Genomic DNA, 20,544 nt, shown 5'->3' on the forward strand with positions numbered 1-20,544 from the left:
CCCTATACTCGTATGATCATTTTGGTGAATCATACCCGCGCCGGATGATTTGCCGCAGACATTCCTGTTGGGGGAGAAATGTCTAAGCATCAAAGGCGTGGCGCCTTTGTACCATTCTTGCGCCACCAATTAATTTCAAAAAAACTAATTAAACCGTTTTTGGCGGTGTTTTCTTCTCTGGCCTTGTGCCTTGCCATAATGATTCCAGGTATGGCAGTTGCTGCCGAAACTTCTGTTGGAGACGAAGCATCGGCCGCAGAGCAGGGAACTGATGCCGAGGATTCGGCCAAGTCACTCGCCACAGAGACCACGAAGGAATCTGAAGCCGATGCCGACGAATCCTCCAAGGCAACCTCGGAGGAAAAGCAGCCAGCTGCTGAAACAGACAAGGGTACCGAGGCTCCGGCGCCAGAAGAAAAAGTGGCGGCAGAACCCGAGCCTGCCCCGGCACCTGTACCGGAATCAGAGAAACCGGACAAGCCGAAAGCGGTGGAAACTACAAAGCCGGCGCCCAAATCAGAACTCGTGGAATCTGCTGCCCCCCAGCCGGAAAAGAATCTGAAAGACACGTCTTCACCGAAGCTTGCGCAGCCGAAGGCCGAAACTCCCGAGTCATTAGATCCTGCTGAATCCTCATCGGCGGCCAACGAGCCGATAACCACTCAGGCACTTGAACCAGGGGAACCGAGAATCTGCGAATACAACGAGGGCAAGGGTTCGGTCGAGACCTTTATGCAGAAGTCCGACGCGATGACGGACTATGCCAACGGCAACGTGCACGACGGCCTCTACGAAGGCGGCGTCGTGCACCAGCGCTTGGAGATGACCCTGCCAGCAGGCGAGAACGAGCTGGTTATCAAGTATCAGGTCAAGCAGGCCGGAAAATGGGCCTACGACTACCTGATCAACGAATCCGTGACGGGAGCCACTATCGCCGAGTGGACCGTTGACGAAGGCAGCGGGGATGACCGCGTCGACACCGTATACATCACGTTGATGGTTGACGGCGAGGACGGTGACCAAACAGATGTCACCCTATTATTCGATGCGCACATTGCTTCCGAGCTGGACCATGGTCCAGGCACCGGCGCTTCATCAATCAACGGTTCGCCGTACCATGTCGTGATTTCATCGTTGAACTGCAAGTCCATTGGCCAACGCGACAACCAGATCCAGGCAGGTGCGGTCCAAGCGGGCTTCGTGACCATCATCAAGGACGCAGTACCTGCCGATGGCACGGACTTCGCTTTCACCCTCGCCGAGGACCGATTCAACGATTCGACGTCATTCAACCTCGACGACAGTGCCGATGCGGATACAGGTGCGAACTTGCCGGATCGTGTCACCTACACCGTGGCACCGTCCACCGTAACCGTCACTGAGAACAGCCTGCCAGCGGGATGGAACCTGTCGGATATCACCTGCACCGGTGCCGCTGCAACTCGTAGCGGTTCGTCCATCACCTTCGAGTTGGTCGACAACGATGAAGTCACCTGCACTTTCACCAACACAAAGACCACCTACGAGGAGCTTACGCTCCAGAAGGATGTTCAGGCATCCTATGACCGCGACTACGACTGGGAGCTGGTCAAGTCCCTGGCCGAGGGACAGGAAGCTACGGTGAAGGCGACGGCAACCGGAGTTGAAGTCGACTACAACGTGGTCGCCACCGCCAGCGAAGCCCAAGACAGCAACTTCGAGCTGTCCGGCACGATTACCGTGACGAACCCGAATGACACGGCGATGACTGGGGTCTCCCTGGTCGACCAGCTCGACGGCGCCAACTGCGTCATCTCCGCTGGCGGATCACCGACCGCGAATCCGCTGACCATCCAGCCAGGCGATTCGTCATTCACCTACGAATGCGACCTGCCCGAGGGAACCACCGCCAGCAGCGCCGGCACCAACACTGTCACGGCAACGTGGGATGCGGAAGACTACTACGGCACGGATGGCCAGGCCAGCGCCTCGGCGGATTACGACTTCGCGTCAGTTACGCCCACCGTGACCGATGCGGAAGTGACCGTCACCGACAGCGAAATCGACCTGTCGGGCATCGAGGGCGGCAACACCGTCACGGTAGCGGACAGTCCGAAGTCCTTCGCCTACAGCATCGAATGGGACGGCGTGCCCGGGCAATGCACCGACTACAAGAACATCGCCAGCCTCGCCACGGATGACGGGAAAACACTGACCGATGATGCCACGGTCGAAATCTGCATAGGCCAGGACCTGAGTATCGAGAAGCTGGTCGTTTCCAGCTTCAACCGCAGCTACGACTGGAGCATCGTCAAGGACGCACTGGGCGAGCAGCCGTTCACCGCAGATCCGGAAACCGGTGAATTCACCGCTGAATACTCGGTCACCGTCACGCCCGAAAGCTACTCGGACAGTGACTGGGCCATGAGCGGAACCATCACCGTATCCAACCCCAACGACTGGCAATCGGTTGACGTGACCGTCACCGACCAGGTCGATGTTGGCGGGGGCGCAATCTGCCAGGTGGTCGGCATTGCCGGCGACTCGGACACGATGGATGCAGATCCGACCGCACCGGGCTTCCAGACGACACTGGATGCCTCGCAAACGCTGACCTTCACCTACAGCTGCACCTTCACATCGCAGCCGAACTACGAAGGCAGCAATACCGCTGAGGTCACCTGGTCCGCCAGCGAAGCCTCCACGCCGTCAGCCAGCGCCACCGAGGTGGTTGACGTGGATGCGGGCGACTGGACACAGACACCGCTGAACGAAACGGTGACCGTCACCGATCCGCTGCATGAATTCGATCCGGCCTGGATCATCAGCTACTCCGATGGCCAGCAGACCAGGAACTACACCTACACCTGGACTGTGGACGAAGCCGGCACCTGCCAGAGCTTCATGAACACCGCCACCATTACCGGGAGCAACCAGCTGGTCAAGAGCGATGACGCCGAGGTCCAAGGGTGCTACCAGGCAGGACTCACGGTTACCAAGGAGATCACCGCGTCCTACGACAGAACCTACCTGTGGACTATCGACAAGGACCTGGCTGACGGGCAATCGCCTGATGTGGTGGTAGACGAAGACGGCACGGCCACTGTCAAGTACACGGCCACCGTTCAGAACACCGGCTACGTCGACTCGGCCCAGCAAATCCTGGGCAGCATCACCGTGACTAATCCGAATGATTTCGAGGATATCGAAGTCACGGTCAGCTTCGAGAATATTGCCGGAACTGTCTGCACTGTCACCGTAGCGGACGGCAATCCCGATGTGGACGGCACTCAGCAGCTGGTGCTGCGCAATGATTCTGCCGTTGTCACTTACAGTTGTGATGCTTCGGGATTGTCCGAATCGGACTACATCGGCCACAGCACTCGTGCGTTCATCGCCTGGGGCAGCGGCCGGGAAGCCGAAAGCCAGGCAGTGCCGATCCAGTTCATACTCGATGAGACTATTGACGAATCCGTCGATGTCTTCGATGACAATGCGGACCCCGAAAGCGAAGCTACGCTTTTGGGAACGGTTCATCATGAGGATGCTCCGCAGACGTTCGAATACGAGACGACGTATGAAGTGCCAAGGGACGAATGCTTGATCTTCACCAATACCGCATGGGCGGTGCTGACAGGCGAAGACGCCAGCGACTCCCAAGAGGTCAGCGTCTGCGATCAGAAGAATCTGACGATCACCAAAGACGTCAACGCCAGCTACGAAAGGGACTACGACTGGTCAGTTGAGAAGCAGGTAGATCAAAGTCGATTCACCGTGGCCGGCGATGGCTCGGTGACCGCGCACTACACGGTGCAAGCCACCGCTGGCGACGCGCAGGATTCAGCCAAGCAGGTATCGGGAAGCATCACCATTGCCAATCCCAATACCCAAGTTGGTGAATTGACCGGTACCGTCACGGACCTGGTTTCCATCCCTTCGGCCAGCTGCACGATACTCGGAGCTGACGAGAATGAATCCATGGATGGCTTCCAGGTAGTGCTCTCAGACGGGCAAAGCATCGTGCTTGATTACGAGTGCTCGATACCGGAAGGTACCGATATCAGCTCGGTCTACGACAACACGGCTACCGTGACCTGGGGCCAGGAACGCCAGGCCCAGGATGTTGTGGAGTTCGAATTCGAGCAGGTCAAGCTCACCGATGACAGCGTTGAGGTCACTGATGACAAGACAGTTCCCGGTGAGGAAGTTTCGCTAGGCACCGCCACCGTCCAGGATTCGCCGGTGACCTTCGAATACGATGTTCAGCTCCAGGGAGAGGCCGGCAGGTGTACCGACTTCACGAACACCGCCGCGGTCAACGAAGCAACGGAGCAAGGGGAAGAAAATACCGCAACCGCCACCACCACGGTGTGTGCCGGAGCGGATATGGACATCTCCAAGAACGTTGTCACCTCCTTCGACCGTTCCTACATCTGGGGACTTGAAAAGGAGCTGCTTTCCGGCGAACCGCTGGCAGCAAATCCGCACACCGGCGAGGTCACTGCCGATTACCGGGTCACCGTGACTCCTGAAGGCCATGAAGATGGCAATTGGGCAATGAGCGGCGAGATCACGGTCAGCAACCCTAACGACTGGCAAGACGCGCCAGTCACGGTCCAGGATTTTGCTGATGTAGGCGGGGAAGTAGCCTGCACCATCACTTCGGTGAAGGGTGAAGCCGTCGCCGACATGTCTGCCGAAGAGCCGGGGTTCCAGACCGTGATACCGGCAGGAGCGCAGTGGGTCATGACTTATTCATGCACCTTCGAGTCCCAGCCGGCCTATGAGGGCCACAACACCGCAACAGTTCTCTGGGACGCCCAAGCTCTGATCACGGTCAACGGGGAGGACTCGGCCACGGTCGAGATCACCGAGGACGATTGGTCCCAGACACCGCTGAACGACACTGTCACCATCACTGACAGCCGCTTTGAATTCGATCCTGCGTGGACAGTCAATGTCGAAGATGGCGTACAGAGCCGGGATTATTCCGTGACCTGGACGGTAGACGAAGCAGGCACCTGCCAAGTCTTTGAAAATGTCGCCACCCTTACCGGCGACGACGGATTCACTGCCACGGACAACGAACTTGCCCAGGCCTGCCGCGAGGCAGCATTGGAAATCAGCAAGAGCGTTGAGGCAAGTTACGATCGAACCCATCAGTGGGAGATTGAAAAGTCTCTCGCCGAAGGCCAGGACGACAAGGTCACCGTCGATGGCGGAAGTTCAGCGCCAATCAACTACGTGATCAATGTCGAGAACACGGGATACCAGGACTCGGGATGGATGCTCGACGGTGTCATCACTATCACCAACCCGAATCAGTACACCAGCATTGACGCCACCGTCCAGGACACCGTGGATTTGGATGGCATCATTTGCACCACGTCGCAGCCCGCGGTCACCATACCGGCCAATGGCAGCATAGACGTCGGCTACAGCTGCGATGTCACCGCCGGGGTGGATTCTTCCTCCTATAGCGGCGGCACCAACACGGCAACGGTCAGTTGGGGAGATGAACGCGAATCGAGCACCCAGGTGCCAATCGACTTTGCGCTTGATGTCGAAACCGACCGCGAAGTGAGCGTGTGGGACGATAAATCGAACCCTGACGAGCCGGTGCTCTTGCGGAACGTCAGTGTCGACGAGTCGCCAGTGTCCATCGAATACACCGTGGAGCACGAGGCACCAGCCGGACAGTGCGCTAGCTACACAAACACGGCATGGGTTGATATCCAGGCAGGAGAGGATCCACGAGACGAAGTCACCGTCGAAGTCTGTGGCTTGCTTGACCTGCTGGTGGCCAAGGACGCGGAAGCCAGCTTCGATAGGACCTACCTTTGGGACCTGGAGAAGAAGGTCGATCGCACCGAAGTGACGGTGGCCGAGGATGGAACGGCTGACTTCTCCTACACCGTCTCGGCGCTGCCTCAAGGTGTGGAGGACTCGGCACATGAAGTTCACGGTACGATCACGCTGATCAACCCGAACCGTTTCGAATCTGCATCCACCGTTGCGACCGTTGCTGACGAAATCAGCATCGAAGGCGTCACCTGTTCAATCCAGGCCGAAGACAGCGACCCGCAAACTGAAGGATTGCAGGTTCCGTTGCCCGTTGGTGACGACGGCATGGGTGCCACGGTACAGCTGCCCTATAGCTGCGCGGGAGAACCGAAAGAGCTCTCCGGCAGCAATACGGTCACTGCAACATGGGGCGAGGATTCAACAGCCAGCGCCACAGTCCCTGTGGACTACCTGTTGGACGAGGAAACCAACAAGCAGGTGACCGTCGTGGATGACAAGACTAATCCTGATGAGCCAGTGATCCTGGGTGAAGCAATCTGGAATGCCGAAGGCACCCCGATTGACTTCGACTACACCCTGCGTCACCAGGCACAGGCCGGTACTTGCACCGAATTCACGAACACCGCAGTGATTGAGCAGACTGGTGCGGAAGATTCCACGACTGTCACCCTGTGCGGACAGATGGCTCTGGGACTGGAAAAGACCGCTGAAGGATTGGTGGATCTGGACTACGAATGGGCAATTGAGAAGCAGCTGGATCAAAGCCGGGTCGAATACAACGAGGACGGCACGCTCAATGCCCACTACAGTGTGGAAGCTCGTAGCACTGGGGTAGCCGAGAAGAACTTGCGGCTATCTGGAACGGTGACGGTATCGAATCCAAATGATTTTGATTCCATCACCGCTACGTTGGCCGATCAAGTCAACACCGCAGGCGTCACCTGTCGCATTGATGCGCAAGATGCCGACGAAGCTGCAGCTGGCCTGCAAGTTGTCATAAATGCCGGAGAAAACTTGGGGGCCCGGTATGAATGCGACCTCGCCAGCTGGCTGACCACCGATGCCTTTGAAGGAGCCGTCAACACCGTGACAGCAAGCTTCGAAGGACGGGAAGTCAGCGCTGAAGCATCGATTGATTTTGAGACGGATGAAATCACCGATGAGACAGTGACCGTCACCGATGACATGACAAATGCCGAAGGAGAGCCGAAGGTTCTCGGTGAGGTGCACGTCATGCAGTCGCCACAACTATTCGAGTACGACCTCATCCTTGAACCTGAGGAAGGGACTTGCACTGTCTACACGAATACCGCAGCCGTCCACGAAGACACGGATGGCAATGGCATGGACGAATCGAGCGTTGATTTGCAGGTGTGCATCGAGCAGGGGCTGGTGGTGGCCAAGAGCGCCGAGGCCCAGTATCTGCGGGACTACGATTGGTCGGTCCTGAAGGATGCCAAGCAGACGCAATTCAAGGTCGAAGCTGATGGGCAAGCCACAGCCGAATACACCGTTGAGGCCAAGCTGGAGGGCTATGAAGATCGTGAATTCACCGTAAATGGCGAGATTACCGTAGCGAATCCGAATGACTTCAAGGACACCGAAGTCCTTGTCGAAGACAAGATCTCGCTGGAATCAGCCACTTGCACCATAGAAGGACTGAGCGATGGCAAGATCACCATCCCAGCTGGGGAAACCAGCACGCTGAACTACAGTTGCTCGTTTGACGAGCCAGTAGCTGAAGCTGACTACTCCGGTCAGGAGAACCTGGTGAACGTCAGCTGGAGTGATGAGAATGGGGAAGCTCAGACAGTCAGCGCCGCCGCACCGCTGGACTTCAAAGCCACTGAAGTCCATGACGAGAAAGTGACCGTCCTTGACGATTACGCCAACCCAGACCAGCAACGGGAACTGGGCACCGTAACCGCCGACGAGAAGAGCAAGAAGTTCACGTACACCATGGACCTGGCTGGCGTGGCCGGCAAGTGCCAGACGTGGACCAACACCGCCACCGTTGAAGAATCCTCCTCGCAAGATGAGAACAACTCGGATTCGGCAGACGTGGAAGTTTGCTCCGAAGCACCGCAGGCTGCGCCCCCGGCTGAGCCGGAACCACCTGCAGCACCGCCGGCCCGGCCAACACCAATGGCCGCAACGGGCATGGATGAAGGATTGTTGTGGCTGGTGGGTTCGGCCTCGATGATCATCATCGCAGGAGCATTGATGCTGCTCCGCTACCGCCGCCGGACCCAGTAGTCCCTCGGTAACACAGCGAATGCCGGATCAGCCACATGGCTGATCCGGCATTCGCTGCGTGCTGGAGGCTTTCAGCAGTAATTCAACTAGGCCTGGACACCTGCGCGTGCTGCCGCGGCTTCGCGCTCGTCGGCTTCGCGCAGTGCGCGCTCCACGCGATCAACGTCGCGGACCGCGCCCTTGTCGGCAGACAATGCCATGGCTGCGTAGGCACGCAGCGCAGGGGAGACCACACGTTCGCGGTTTGCCGGGCGGTAGCCGGTGGTCGCGATCAAGCGCTCGCGGCGTTCGGCCAAGACCTCTTCGGAGACGTTCAGGGTCAGCTCGCGGGTCGGGATGTCGATGGAGATGGTATCGCCGTCTTCTACTAACGCGATCATGCCGCCGGAGGCTGCCTCGGGCGAGACGTGTCCGATGGACAGGCCCGAGGTGCCGCCGGAGAATCGGCCGTCAGTGATCAGCGCGCAAGACTTGCCCAAGCCGCGTCCCTTGAGGAAGGAGGTCGGGTAGAGCATTTCCTGCATGCCCGGGCCGCCCTTAGGACCCTCGTAGCGGATGACAACAACGTCGCCTTCCTTGACCTGCTTGTTCAGGATCTTCTCCACTGCTTCATCCTGTGATTCGCAGACCACTGCCGGGCCGGTGAAGGTCCAGATCGATGGGTCCACGCCAGCGGTCTTCACCACGGCACCATCCACGGCAATATTGCCGCGCAGCACAGCCAAGCCGCCGTCCTTGGAATAGGCGTGCTCTACCGAACGGATGCAACCGGCCTCGGAGTCGGTGTCCAGCGTTTCCCACTGGGCGGACTGCGAGAATGCGGTCGAGGAACGCACGCCGCCTGGGGCTGCATGCCACAGGGCGAGGGATTCGTCGCTGGCGCTTCCGCCACGGATATCCCACTTGTCCAGCCATTCACCCAAGGTGGCTGCATGTACAGTGTGGACGGTTTCGTCCAGCAGCCCGCCGCGGCGCAGCTCGCCGAGGATGGCCGGGATGCCACCGGCACGGTGGACATCTTCCATGTAGTAGATCTTCCCGGCTCCAGCGGCGTTCGGCGCGACCTTGGCCAAGCAAGGCACACGGCGGGAGACTGCGTCGATTTCGTCCAAGCCGAAGTCCACGCCGGCCTCACGGGCGGCGGCCAGCAGGTGCAGGATGGTATTGGTGGAACCGCCCATGGCGATGTCCAGGGCCATGGCGTTGCCGAAGGCTTCCACGGTGGCGATGCTACGCGGCAACACCGACTCATCGCTCTCGCCGTAGTAGCGGTTGGCGATATCCACTACCAGCTTGCCTGCGTTCTGGTAAAGATCCTTGCGGGCGGTGTGGGTGGCCAGCGTGGAACCGTTGCCCGGCAGGGACAGGCCCATGGCCTCGGTCAGGCAGTTCATCGAGTTGGCGGTGAACATGCCGGAGCAGGAGCCACAGGTTGGGCAAGCCGACTCTTCGATGCGCAGGAGGTCTGCATCGGAGACCTTTTCGTTCACTGCTTCAGAGATGGCATCCACCAAGTCCAAGGTGCGCACGGTGCCATCAACCAAGGTGGCGCGTCCGGCTTCCATCGGACCACCGGAGACGAAGACGGTGGGGATGTTCAGGCGCAGTGCGGCCATGAGCATGCCGGGGGTGATCTTGTCGCAGTTGGAGATGCAGATCAGCGCGTCGGCGCAGTGGGCGTTGACCATGTATTCCACGGAGTCCGCGATGAGGTCGCGGGAAGGCAAGGAGTAAAGCATGCCGCCGTGGCCCATGGCGATGCCATCATCGACGGCGATGGTGTTGAATTCGCGGGGGATGCCGCCGGCAGCCTCGATGGCCTCGGAAACAATGCGGCCTACCGGCTGCAGGTGGGTGTGTCCGGGAACGAACTCGGTGAAGCTGTTGGCCACGGCGATGATTGGCTTGCGGCCAAGATCTGCGCCATTAACGCCGGCTGCGCGGAACAATGCGCGGGCGCCTGCCATATTGCGGCCATGGGTAACGGTGTGTGAACGAAGTGTGGTCATTTTAGAATCTCACCACAATTTTGCTCCTAAACCCAGACGGTGACGATACTAGTAGTACTACTACCATGATAATGAGGGTTGGTTATGAACGCAGGTCAGCGCCGTCGCGAGGAACTGGCGGCATTCCTCAAGGACCGCCGTGCACGGGCCGACAGGGCATCGCACGGACTGCCGGAGGTTGGCCGAAGCCGGGTGCGCGGTTTGCGCCGCGAAGAAGTCGCCACCCTGGCCGGGGTATCCGCGACCTGGTACACGTGGCTGGAGCAAGCGCGGGACATCAACCCCTCGCGCCAGGTGATGCTATCGCTTGCACGCCTTTTCCGCCTGAGCGCCATCGAAACCAGCTATCTCCTGTCCTTGGCAGGGCACGGCGAAGTGGCACCGGAAGAATCCAGTGCCATGACCCCTGCCTTGCAGCGCCTGCTGGACGTGATGGATTTCCCGGCTTTCCTGCTCTCAGCCGACTGGGCCATCATCGGCTGGAACGCCGAGTACGCGCAGCTGTATCCGCGGATCAGCACCGTGGAAATTGAGGACCGAAACCTGTTGTGGCTCGTGTTCACTGATGACCAGCTGCAGGAAATGCTGCCCGACTGGGAAAAGCAAAGCCGGGGATTTGTGGGCAGCTTCCGTGCAGAAACCAGAGGATGGCTCAGCCCATCGGGAGAAACGGGAATAGTCGCGCGAGTCTCGGCAGCTTCAACTCAGTTCGCAGCCATTTGGAATGAACGGGATGTCGCGGGCTTCCAAACCGGGGAGCGGCTCTTCCGTCATCCCCTTATAGGGCTCACCAAGTACGAGCAGCACAACCTCACCCCGGCCGAAGCGCCGGACCTGACATTGCTGATGTACGTTCCGCTCTAGTCGACTGTTGTCTGGAGCCTGCCGCAAGTTGTCTCAGCTTCCCACGAACGCCAGCGCCTTCTCCTTGAATTCGCGGCTGGTCACTGCGTTGGCATGATTGCGTCCGGCCAGCCACAGCACCTCGTTGGGGGTGCCCGCATCCTTGAGCAAGCGCCGCAAGCGCGGCATTGTCGTTGCCAGATCGTCCTGGTCGCCAGCTACCAAAAGCGTTGGCGCCGAGGGGACTTTCGCTGCGGGATCGTAGGGTTCGGTCTTGATCGCTTCAATGAGGTCAAACAGGGCATCCAGCTCGTTGCTCGGCTCCGCGGCAGCGATCTTCATGATGGTGGCGGTGTAGTCATCGTTGATCGGCTCGCCGGTGGCCACATTGGCTTTGGCCTGGGCCAGCTCGAACGCGGCCAATGGGTCTCCGGCGCCCGGACCGCCGATCACAAGGTGCTCCACCAGGTCGGGGTTGAATGCCGCGAACTCCCAGGCGAGGCGGGATCCCAGCGAATAGCCGATGACGTCCACCGGTCCTTCTTCCAATTCCATGACGATGGCGGCCAGTGCCTGGCGGATCTGGCTTGGCGCCCAGCTTCCGACATTGCGCCGGGGGTTGTTGCCATGTCCAGGGAGATCCACGAGCAGTACGTTGCGTCCGGCATCAGTGAAATATTTCAGCCATCGAGAACGCTCCCAATTCAATTCGCCGGATGAGGCGAAGCCATGGATGAGCAGTGCGGAGGGGCCGTTCACCTCAGCGTTTGTGCGTATCACTCGAAGATTCAGATCCAGTGTCATGCCTTAGATCATAGGCCATCAGCAGTTGATTCCAGGACCGGAGTTAGTGTCGCCCACGACTTAATGTCACAATGACTCTAACGATATTCGGCGCAGTGGAAATGAGGCAGAAAGAACATGTCATTGGCACCGGGATGGGCGAACGTCAACGAACGCCGCAACCTCCCACCCGCCCTGGCCGTCTCGACGGTCATCCTGGGCATCAGGGAAGGGCAGGACGGGGGTCCGGACAAGCTCTGCCTGCCACTGGTGCGCCGAATCCGCCAACCGCACGCAGGATTGTGGGCACTGCCCGGAGGGCCGGTCGATGCCCGCGAATCCCTGGGCCAGGCAGCCGGGCGGAATCTGGCCGAAACTACCGGCCTGCGCCCGAGCTACCTCGAACAGCTCTACACCTTCGGCGACATCGACAGGTCACCTACTCATCGTCTGGTGACCATCGCCTACTTTGCCCTGCTCAACGCAGACCAAGTTGGGGCAACGGTCCAGGACGAAAACGTGGCCTGGTTCGACATCGATGATCCGGGAATTGCCCAGTTGGCGTTCGATCACCGCAAGATCGTCGACTACGCGCTGTGGAGGCTACGCAACAAGACCGAATACGGGCAAATCGCGCATCGGCTTCTGGGGGAGCGATTTACCCTGGCAGCCCTGCGTGGGGTCTACGAGGCGATCCTGGGCAGGAGGCTGGACCCGGCGAACTTCCGGCGCACGCTGAAAAATACCGCCACCATCGAGGCCACCGATGAATACCTTGCCGGTGGACAGCACCGCCCGCCTCGCCTCTATCGCTATGCAGGCCACGGACCCGACCCGCTGGAAGTCGATCCAGCGCAACCCTAGAACTTTCTCCAGCTTCAACCTTGATTCCCTAGAAATGGAAAACCATGAGCACCCAAGTCACCGGCAGCAACGAATCTGTCGCCCAGAACATCACCCGGCTGAACCTCTTGGCCCCCGGCTCCACCTGTTCCACGGACCTCGCCGCCAATCCATGGGACACTCCTGCCGGCTACGGCCCAGGCGCCTCCCAAGAGGACAAGATCCCAGCAGGGTACCCGGTGCAGGGCTCCATTCCCGAAGAATACTTGAAGGCCAGCGACGCCGAGCTTGATGCGCGCATCGTGGCAGCCAAGCAGGCCCTGGGGGACAGGGCCGTCATCCTCGGGCACTTCTACCAGCGGGACGAAGTGGTGAAGTACGCGGACTTCGTGGGCGATTCCTTCCAGCTGGCCAATGCCGCCTTGACCCGCGACAAAGCCGAAGCGATCGTCTTTTGCGGCGTGCACTTCATGGCTGAAACCGCCGATATCCTCAGCCGCGATGACCAGTCGGTGATCCTGCCCAACCTCGCCGCCGGATGCTCCATGGCTGATATGGCCGACGGCCCCAGCGTCCAGGCTTGCTGGGATGAACTCACCGCGCTGTATGCGCAGGAAGATGATGACGGGCGGCTGCCGGTGATCCCGGTGACCTACATGAACTGCTCGGCAGAGCTCAAGGCCTTTGTCGGGCGCAACGGCGGATTGGTCTGCACCTCATCGAATGCTGCCACCGTCCTGGAGTGGGCTTTTGAACGTGGGCGGCGGGTGCTGTTCTTCCCCGACCAGCACCTGGGGCGCAACACCGCCAAGGCCATGGGCGTGCCGCTGGAACAGATGCCGATGTGGACCCCGCGCAAGGAACTGGGCGGGAACGATCCGCAGACCCTGCAGGATGCCAAGGTGATCTTGTGGCACGGATTCTGCTCGGTTCACAAGCGCTTCACCCCGGCGCAAATCACCAAGGCCCGCGAGGAATTCCCCGGCGTCAAGGTGATCGTGCACCCTGAATGCCCCATGGAGGTGGTTGATGCCGCGGACGCAGCCGGTTCCACCGACTACATCCAGAAGGCCATTGCCGCTGCCACCGAGCCCACCGTTTTCTCCATTGGCACCGAGATCAACATGGTCAACCGGCTGGCAGCCCAGTACCCGCAGCACACCATCTTCTGCCTGGACCCGGTGATCTGCCCCTGCTCCACGATGTACCGCATCCACCCCGGCTACCTCGCCTGGGTGCTCGAAGAACTCGTGGCAGGCCGAGTGGTCAACCAGATCACGGTGCCCGCCGAACAGCAGGGCGACGCAAAAATCGCCCTGGAACGCATGCTGGCAGCCAAGCCATGAACCAGGCAGCCTTCGGCCCGAGAACGCTGGTGGTCATCGGCTCGGGCGTCGCCGGATTGTGCGCGGCGTTGGAAGCCATGCGTCTGGGTGCGCGGGTGCGCCTGCTGACGAAGCTGGACCTGGGCGATGGCAACAGCACCTGTGCCCAGGGCGGCCTGTCCGCGGTAACCGCCCAAGGGTTGGCCGTCGGAGATTCCGTGGCAAGCCACATCACCGATACCTTGCGTGCCGGTGCGTGGCATGGCGGGGAGCTGGCGGTCCAGGAACTGTGTGGTTCCGCTGCTGACCTGGTGGACACCCTGGAAGAATACGCCGTCCAGTTTGATCGGGACTTATCGGGAAATTACCAGTTGGGCCTTGAAGCGGCTCACAGCGCGCACCGGATCCTCCATGCCGGAGGGGACGCGACCGGCGCGGGCCTCGTGGCTGCGCTCAGGCAGGCGGTGCGTTCAGCCCGACAAGCCGGGCACCTTGAAATCCTCGAGAATGCGCTGGTAACGGACCTGCAGTTCAGCGCTTCCGGCCCATGCATCGTGCGCTACCTGCACCACGAGCAATCCCAAGAGCTGGCCGCCGACGCAGTATTGCTGGCCACCGGCGGATTGGGCTCCCTGTATGAGGCCAGCACCAATCCCCATGGCGCCACGGCCGACGGCATCGGGTTGGCTGCCCGTGCCGGGGCTGTGATCAGCGATATGGAGTTCATCCAGTTCCACCCCACCCTGGTCGATCCACAGCTCTACCCGGAGGCGGGCATGATCAGCGAAGCCGTGCGCGGAGAAGGAGCGGTCCTGATCAATGAACTGGGGCAGCGCTTCATGGCTGATATTGATCAGCGAGCCGAGTTGGCGCCCCGTGACGTGGTTGCCCGAGCGATCCATGCGCAGTATCAAGCAGGCCACCAGGTCCTGATTGATGCCCGCGCCGTGGAAACGCGCCATGGCGAAGGATTCCTGGCCCGGCGGTTCCCCTCGATCACCGCACGCCTGGAAGCCAGTGGCCTCGACATGGCGCTGGCCCCGATTCCGGTGGTGGCTGCGCAGCACTACGCCATGGGTGGCATCCACACCGACACCCATGGGCGCACGAGTGTTCCCGGGCTCTATGCCGCCGGCGAATGCGCCAACACCACGGTGCACGGGGCCAATCGCCTGGCCAGCAACTCGTTGCTCGAAGCCATGGTGTTCGCCCGGAAAGCCGTGCACGCCATGGCAACCGATGCACCGGGGCAGGCCTGCGCGCTGGATGATCTTGCGGTGAACCAGCTGCCGGCACCCGAGACCCGAGCACCCCTGGAACTGCCGCAGCTAAAGGCGCTGGCCAACAAGCACCTGGGCGTTTATCGCACCGGCTCCGGGCTCGAAGAACTCGTGGCAGTGCTCGACGCCAGCACGCCGGTAGCCCAAGGCGAACGCGAACTGGCGGAACTGGACAATCTCTACACCTGCGCGCGCATGATTGCCTACGCTGCCCGCCAACGGACCCAGTCCCTGGGCGCACACCACCGGGTCGACGCCAATGGCGAAGGCGCCGCGGAAAATAACGTGCGGTACGGCTGGAGGCTTGAAGCCGCGCAGCCGATGAATCAACAGTTTGAAAACAAGGAAGTCAACGCGTGAACCAGCCAATCCAACCGGTACCCCAGGCAGCCATCGACCGCATCCTAGAGATGGCCTTCGCTGAGGATCATCCACGCGGGGATCTGACCGCCGATACCATCGTGCCGGCCAACGCCCAGGCAACCGCCGTGGTCAGCGCCCGGGAACCGGGAGTGCTCTCCGGCGGCCTGGTCTTTGCCCGCGCCATGACGATGATGAACGGAAACATCACGGTCACCCAGATCGTCGCCGATGGCGAAAAATTCGAGGCGGGGGATGAATTGCTCACCGTTCAGGGGCCAGCCGCTTCGGTGCTCAGCGCCGAGCGTGTGGCACTGAACCTGCTGCAGCGGATGAGCGCCATCGCCACGGCCACCCGCGAACTGGTGGATCTTGTGTCGCATACCAAGGCCCGGATTGCCGATACCCGGAAAACAACGCCCGGCCTTCGCGTCTTGGAACGCTATGCGGTGCGCTGCGGCGGAGGAGTGAACCACCGGGACAACCTCTCCGAGGCCTTCATGGCCAAGGACAACCACCTGGCCTTGCTCGGTGAGGGGGAAGAGCTCACCCGGGCTCTGAAAGCTGTGCGTGCCCGGCTGGGCCACACCACGGCCATGGAAGTCGAAGTGGACCGGATCGAACAGATCCCCGCGGTACTTGACGCCAAGGTGGATGTCATCATGCTGGACAACTTCGACCTGGCCGATCTTCCGGCAGCCATCAAGCTCATTGACGGGCAGGCAATCATCGAGGCCAGCGGCACCGTCAGCGCCGCCACCGTCGGTCCTATCGCGCAGACCGGAGTGGATATCATCTCCAGTGGCGCGATCACCCACTCGGTGCGGGCCATCGACCTGGGCTTGGATATGGTTATTGCATGATCTACATGGACGCGGCCTCCACCGCCCCGCCCCGCCAAGAAGTACTCGACCTCGTCACCCCGCTGCTCACGGGCAACTTCGGTAACCCTGCCTCGCTGCATGAGCTGGGCCACCAAGCCAAAAGAGCCAACGACTGGGCACGAACCCAAGTCGCCAGCCAACTGGGCGTGGACGAGAGGGAAATCTACTTCACCTCAGGCGGCACCGAGGGGGACAATACCGCAGTGATCGGCTCGGCCCTGGCCAATCCACGGGGCAAAGTCGTTGTCAGCAGCACCATCGAGCACCCTGCGGTTCTCGAAGCCTGCGCCTATCTCTCCAGCGTCCATGGCTTCACGCACCGGCTGATCCCGGTCGATGGATCCGGGATCATCGATCTTCGCGCGGCCAGGGATCTGATCGATGACCAGGTCGCGCTGGTCTCGGTCATGTCGGTGAACAATGAAGTCGGAACCATCCAGCCGATCAGGGAACTGGCAGAGCTGGCCCATGGCGCCGGGGCGCTGATGCATACCGACGCGGTGCAGGCCGCCGGATGGATGGACCTCGCAGACCTGGCCCGGAACGTGGATCTGTTGAGCCTCTCGGGGCATAAGATCGGCGCCTTGAAGGGCAGCGGCGTTCTCTACGCCAGCAGCCAATGCACGATTCTTCCCCTGCTGCACGGTGGCGGCCAGCAGGGCGGCCTGCGCTCGGGCACGGAAAACCCGGCTGCCGCGGTAGGCATTGCCAGGGCGCTGCAGCTGTGTACCGAACAACGGAAGGCCGGGGCCGGGGACAGCTATGGACCGTATCTCATCGATCGGATCAGCAAGGAGCTGGACGCTGTGGCCCCCGGGCTCGTGAAGGTGACCGGCCACCGCGAAGAACGCATTGGCGGCATTGTCTCCTTCGTATTCCCGCGCACCGCAGGGGAAACCGTGCTCATCGAGCTCGAACGCCGCGGGGTGCTGTGCTCATCGGGCTCGGCCTGCTCGGCCGGCAGCACCGATCCCTCGGCCGTGCTCACCGCCATGGGCTATGAAGAGCAGCTCGCCCATACCGCGGTGCGGCTGTCCTTTACCCGGGGCACCAAGGAAAACGAGATCAGCCAGGTGGCCAGCGCCGTGGTGGCTACCGTGAAATCCCTGGTGGCCTGAGCCTAGCGTCCAGCGATAAAGCGCTTGGTCACCGTTATGTCCCTCTCGCCGAGCCCCGCTTCGATGACCTCGTCGATGGCCTGGCGCAACAGGGGAAGCAAGACGGTATTAGTTCCGGTGGATTCCGCGATCTCGTCGGCCCCTGCCAAGTCCTTGCGCATGTACTTGATAGCTCCGGAAGGCGAGTCATCCCCGCTGACCAATCGATCTTGGCGGCTTTCAAGCAGCCGCGAGGCGGCGTAACCGTGCCCCAGCAGGTTCCACATGTCCTGGAGGTCCAGCCCGGAACGTTCGGCGAGTACCGACGCCTCGCCCAGCGCGAAGATCGTGGCGCTGACGACTAGTTGGTTGCAGGCCTTGGCAACCTGTCCGGCTCCTAGCTCTCCGAGGCGTACCGGGGTGCCGCAGGGCGCCAGCGCTGTGGCGGCTCGTTCGCAGAGTTCACCTGAACCGCCGAGCATGATTGATAGTGATCCTTGCTTGGCGCCGTCCTCTCCGCCGGAGACCGGGGCGTCGACCACGGCAATGCGCTCGCCGAAACGTGCGGTGAGGTCTTCGTCCAGCTGCCGCACCCCGGGGGCTGAGCAGGTCGAGCCGATCATCAGCAGAAGCGGGGCGGCATCTGAGAGTCGCTGGTCCAGCCCGGCTAGTAGCCCGTCCTCGGATTCCAGGCATTCGATGATCTGCGGAAGATCAGGAAGCATCAGAAGCACTTCATCGCAAGCCGCTGTCAACTGGGCTGCATTCTCTGCCCACTGAATTCGTGATGTTTCGCTGCCTTCAGGCATTTCTGCGCGGAGGCCTTGCAGCACGTCGTTTTCTGGGCGGCTTGAGGCAACGGTGACAACACCATGGTGCTCCGCGAGGAGCCGTGCCATCGGCCGGCCCATGGCTCCGAGGCCGATGACTCCAACGTTGGGCGTGTGGTTCGGGGCTGGTGCATTCATCAGCAACTCCTTTGTCGTGAGGCGGCAAGGCCGAAAAAATCATTGATCAATATAGCGAACACTGTTCAATATACTGTCCGTGGCGGTATGCTGTCATCAGACGGAAGGAATACAGAGCAATGACGCCTCAAACAGAACGCCTGCGCGTGGGAATCGCCGTAGGCCTCCCTGCTGCAGATCTTGAACTCATGCAGGAACTCGAACCTCGCCTGGACTTTGTCTATGAACCAGGACTCTACCGGCCACAACGCTGGCAAGGAGACTGGGAAGGGGATCCTCGCTTCACCCGCACTGCCGAACAGGCCAAGCGTTATGAAGAAATCGTCACCTCCTCGCAAGCGCTCTTCGGCATCCCGGACGTCAACCCGCAGCTGCTGAAGAACACCGTCAAGCAGAACCAGGACCTTATCTGGGTTCACACCACTGCTGCTGGCGGCGGTGCGCAAGTAAAGGCTGCGGGCCTGAGCTCCGAGGAGCTGGATCGAGTCACCTTCACTACCAGTGCCGGCGTGCATGGATCCACCTTGGCGGAGTTCGCGCTCTTTGGCGTGCTTGCCGGAGCGAAGAATCTTCGCAAGCTGGAGGCCGATCAGGCGAACAAGTTCTGGCCTTCCGAGCGCTGGGGCATGCGCCACCTGGATGAGATGACCATCCTGGTGGTTGGCTTGGGCGGAATCGGCACCGCGGTGGTTGAACGCTTCAATGCCTGCGGCTCGACCGTGTGGGGAACGTCGCGCAGCGGCAAGCCAGTGGAAGGTGTGGATCGCCTCATTGATCCGGCCAAGATCGCCGACGTTGCTGGCGAGGTTGATGCCATAGTGGCTACGCTCCCGGGAACTAGGAGCACCGAAGGATTGCTCGGCGCTGATGTGTTCGAAGCGGTCAAGGATGGAACGATCTTCGTCAATGTGGGACGTGGAACGGTAGTTGATGAGTCGGCACTGATTCCTGCACTGGAAGCTGGCCGCATAGGCTTCGCCGCGCTGGATGTCGTGGCCCAGGAACCCCTGGATCCCAACAGCGTGCTGTGGGAGCACCCGAACGTTCTGATTAGCCCGCATACCTCTGCGCTCAGCAGGCAGGAAACCACTCGCATCGCTCGGCTCTTCGCCTGCAACGCAACACGTATTCTGGATGGAAAGGCTGTGCGGAACAAGGTCGACACCGTAGAGTTCTACTAATGACAAGCGTGAATGAGGCTGTAGAAGAATCAGGCGAACGTCCAAGCCGGGATCCTGCTCCCGCGGTAACTCGTGCCTTGGCGATCCTTGGCCTGCTTGCGGAAGCCGAAGGGCGTTCGCTGTCCCTGAGCGAGCTGGCGCGCACCTTGGGCATCGCCAAATCCTCGTGCGCAAATCTCTGCCAAGCACTGGAAGACGGCGAAATGATTCGCCGCACCAGCGAGGGATTCGGGCTGGGCCGCAGGAACGCTGAACTTGGGGGAGCATACTCGGTGCAATTCAACCAAGTGCGTGAATTCTTCGGGCTGATTTCCTCATCGCCGACACTGCGTGGTGAGCTGGTGCAAATCGCCATGCTGGACGGTGCCGAAGCTTTGTACTTGGCCCGGCATGAAGGCCGTATGCCCTACCGCTTTGGCGCACCCCTCGGCTCGCGACTACCTGCGGTGATGAGCGCGGCAGGCAATGCCCTGCTGCTTTCGCTTGATGAAGAGCAGCTGGCGCTCATTATGGAGAAAGAGCTGCCTCGGCGCAGCAGCGTCGATGGCCATGAACTCACTGGCGAGGAACTGCGCGAAAGGCTGGCGCTTGCCCGTGAACGTGGCTTCGCAGTGGATGATGGCCGATCGACCAGCGGGGTGATGGGCGTGGCCGTGCCCCTGGCAGCCTGGTCGCCTGGTGATCCTCCGTTGGCGCTGGGGACGGCGCTGCCAGTGGATCAGGCCGACCCGCTGCGGATTGCCGCGGTGGGCACGGCTTTGCGAGAAGTTGCCGCCCGGCTGGAAAACCCGTGGAGGCAACGGGCGGCGCGTGGATAAACGCCATCTGATAACCGAATAGTTTTGCGATAACTCGCCCCATTCTTCCTCTCTGCAGGAAGGGTGGGGCGAGCTTTTGCCATGAGGTGGAATCTTCCGGAAAAATAATGCGT

General features: G+C 60.8%; 12 protein-coding genes. 9 read left to right on the plus strand and 3 right to left on the minus strand.

Annotated features, from left to right (window positions below; genetic code table 11):
• Positions 1–210 precede the first annotated feature (210 nt).
• Entirely contained in the window at positions 211–8,040 is a 7,830-nt protein-coding gene (locus OF385_RS06355) for a hypothetical protein (RefSeq protein ID WP_264277501.1), read from the plus strand.
• Positions 8,041–8,126: 86 nt separating this feature from the next.
• Here the strand turns inward: OF385_RS06355 and ilvD are convergent, their stop codons facing one another.
• Positions 8,127–10,049 carry a dihydroxy-acid dehydratase gene (gene ilvD, locus OF385_RS06360; protein WP_264277502.1) on the minus strand — a complete coding sequence of 641 codons (1,923 nt, stop codon included), beginning with the start codon at positions 10,047–10,049 and terminating at the stop codon, positions 8,127–8,129.
• Between the two features lie 84 nt (positions 10,050–10,133).
• Between ilvD and OF385_RS06365 the strand changes: the two genes are divergently transcribed.
• The gene (locus OF385_RS06365; protein WP_264277503.1) at positions 10,134–10,913 is read left to right on the plus strand and encodes a helix-turn-helix transcriptional regulator; all 780 of its coding nucleotides are present in this window, start codon (positions 10,134–10,136) and stop codon (positions 10,911–10,913) included.
• A 33-nt stretch (positions 10,914–10,946) separates the two neighbouring features.
• On the opposite strand, the gene OF385_RS06370 is transcribed toward OF385_RS06365, so the two are convergent.
• Positions 10,947–11,651, minus strand: a complete 705-nt coding sequence (locus OF385_RS06370; RefSeq protein WP_264277504.1) for an alpha/beta fold hydrolase — start codon at positions 11,649–11,651, stop codon at positions 10,947–10,949.
• Positions 11,652–11,813: 162 nt separating this feature from the next.
• Between OF385_RS06370 and OF385_RS06375 the strand changes: the two genes are divergently transcribed.
• From OF385_RS06375 to OF385_RS06395, 5 genes are read left to right on the plus strand one after another with little or no spacing between them, the layout of a single operon-like run.
• Positions 11,814–12,539 (plus strand): NUDIX hydrolase, encoded by a 726-nt coding sequence (locus OF385_RS06375; protein ID WP_264277505.1) that lies wholly within the window; start codon positions 11,814–11,816, stop codon positions 12,537–12,539.
• Between the two features lie 44 nt (positions 12,540–12,583).
• Complete coding sequence (nadA, locus tag OF385_RS06380) at positions 12,584–13,864, plus strand: quinolinate synthase NadA (RefSeq protein WP_264277506.1); 1,281 nt, start codon at positions 12,584–12,586, stop codon at positions 13,862–13,864.
• Positions 13,861–15,483: an L-aspartate oxidase gene (locus OF385_RS06385; RefSeq protein ID WP_264277507.1), complete on the plus strand. Its 1,623-nt coding sequence runs from the start codon at positions 13,861–13,863 to the stop codon at positions 15,481–15,483. Before nadA ends, OF385_RS06385 begins: the two co-directional genes overlap by 4 nt.
• Complete coding sequence (gene nadC / locus OF385_RS06390) at positions 15,480–16,346, plus strand: carboxylating nicotinate-nucleotide diphosphorylase (protein WP_264277508.1); 867 nt, start codon at positions 15,480–15,482, stop codon at positions 16,344–16,346. The genes OF385_RS06385 and nadC overlap by 4 nt, the downstream gene beginning before the upstream one ends.
• The gene (locus OF385_RS06395; RefSeq protein ID WP_264277509.1) at positions 16,343–17,485 is read left to right on the plus strand and encodes a cysteine desulfurase family protein; all 1,143 of its coding nucleotides are present in this window, start codon (positions 16,343–16,345) and stop codon (positions 17,483–17,485) included. Before nadC ends, OF385_RS06395 begins: the two co-directional genes overlap by 4 nt.
• Positions 17,486–17,487: 2 nt before the next feature.
• On the opposite strand, the gene OF385_RS06400 is transcribed toward OF385_RS06395, so the two are convergent.
• Positions 17,488–18,432, minus strand: coding sequence for an NAD(P)-dependent oxidoreductase (locus tag OF385_RS06400; protein WP_264277510.1), 945 nt, complete (start codon positions 18,430–18,432; stop codon positions 17,488–17,490).
• Between the two features lie 119 nt (positions 18,433–18,551).
• Between OF385_RS06400 and OF385_RS06405 the strand changes: the two genes are divergently transcribed.
• Positions 18,552–19,613 carry a D-2-hydroxyacid dehydrogenase gene (locus OF385_RS06405; protein WP_264277511.1) on the plus strand — a complete coding sequence of 354 codons (1,062 nt, stop codon included), beginning with the start codon at positions 18,552–18,554 and terminating at the stop codon, positions 19,611–19,613.
• Entirely contained in the window at positions 19,613–20,431 is an 819-nt protein-coding gene (locus OF385_RS06410; protein WP_264277512.1) for an IclR family transcriptional regulator, read from the plus strand. The genes OF385_RS06405 and OF385_RS06410 overlap by 1 nt, the downstream gene beginning before the upstream one ends.
• The last annotated feature ends 113 nt before the right edge of the window (positions 20,432–20,544 follow it).

Origin of the sequence: Glutamicibacter sp. JL.03c (assembly GCF_025854375.1) — a bacterium.
GTDB lineage: Bacteria > Actinomycetota > Actinomycetes > Actinomycetales > Micrococcaceae > Glutamicibacter.

Bases quoted from the DNA above. Each gene is read 5' to 3' on its own strand.
- nadA (WP_264277506.1), top strand. From the start codon at position 12,584: ATGAGCACCCAAGTCACCGGCAGCAACGAATCTGTCGCCCAGAACATC.
- OF385_RS06410 (WP_264277512.1), top strand. From the start codon at position 19,613: ATGACAAGCGTGAATGAGGCTGTAGAAGAATCAGGCGAACGTCCAAGC.
- OF385_RS06375 (WP_264277505.1), top strand. From the start codon at position 11,814: ATGTCATTGGCACCGGGATGGGCGAACGTCAACGAACGCCGCAACCTC.
- OF385_RS06365 (WP_264277503.1), top strand. From the start codon at position 10,134: ATGAACGCAGGTCAGCGCCGTCGCGAGGAACTGGCGGCATTCCTCAAG.
- OF385_RS06395 (WP_264277509.1), top strand. From the start codon at position 16,343: ATGATCTACATGGACGCGGCCTCCACCGCCCCGCCCCGCCAAGAAGTA.
- OF385_RS06400 (WP_264277510.1), bottom strand. From the start codon at position 18,432: ATGAATGCACCAGCCCCGAACCACACGCCCAACGTTGGAGTCATCGGC.
- ilvD (WP_264277502.1), bottom strand. From the start codon at position 10,049: ATGACCACACTTCGTTCACACACCGTTACCCATGGCCGCAATATGGCA.
- OF385_RS06405 (WP_264277511.1), top strand. From the start codon at position 18,552: ATGACGCCTCAAACAGAACGCCTGCGCGTGGGAATCGCCGTAGGCCTC.
- OF385_RS06355 (WP_264277501.1), top strand. From the start codon at position 211: ATGGCAGTTGCTGCCGAAACTTCTGTTGGAGACGAAGCATCGGCCGCA.
- OF385_RS06385 (WP_264277507.1), top strand. From the start codon at position 13,861: ATGAACCAGGCAGCCTTCGGCCCGAGAACGCTGGTGGTCATCGGCTCG.